This window comes from Janthinobacterium foliorum, assembly GCF_978021625.1.
Genome location: NZ_CDXDQE010000061.1, coordinates 1 through 431 on the forward strand (window position 1 = coordinate 1; position 431 = coordinate 431).

The 431-nt window shown below is 64.7% G+C and carries 1 protein-coding gene; it reads left to right on the forward strand.

Annotated features, from left to right (window positions below):
• On the forward strand, positions 1-431 hold a 431-nt coding region (locus ACZ92H_RS29480; RefSeq protein ID WP_465051977.1), incomplete at both ends, for an aldehyde dehydrogenase family protein.

Consider the following 431-nt stretch of genomic DNA (forward strand, 5'->3'; position numbering starts at 1 on the left):
CGCGAAGAACCACATGGTCGTCATGCCGGACGCGGATATTCCCCAGACGGTCGATGCCCTGATGGGCGCCGCCTTCGGCTCGGCGGGCGAGCGCTGCATGGCCATTTCCGTCGTCGTGGCCGTGGGCAACGTGGGCGACCAGCTGGTGCAAGCGCTGGTGCCGCGCATCGCGGCCCTGAAAATCGCGCAGGGCATGGATCTAAAAGCGGAAATGGGCCCGGTGGTGACGCAGGTGCACAAGGAGAAGATCGCCGGCTACATCGCCACGGGCGTGCAGGAGGGCGCCAAGCTGGTCAGTGATGGCCGCGGTTTCGTCCTGCCCGGCCATGAAAACGGCTTTTTCCTCGGCGGCAGCCTGTTCGACCACGTCACGCCGGAGATGACGATTTACAAAGAGGAGATTTTCGGCCCCGTGCTGTGCATCGTGCGCG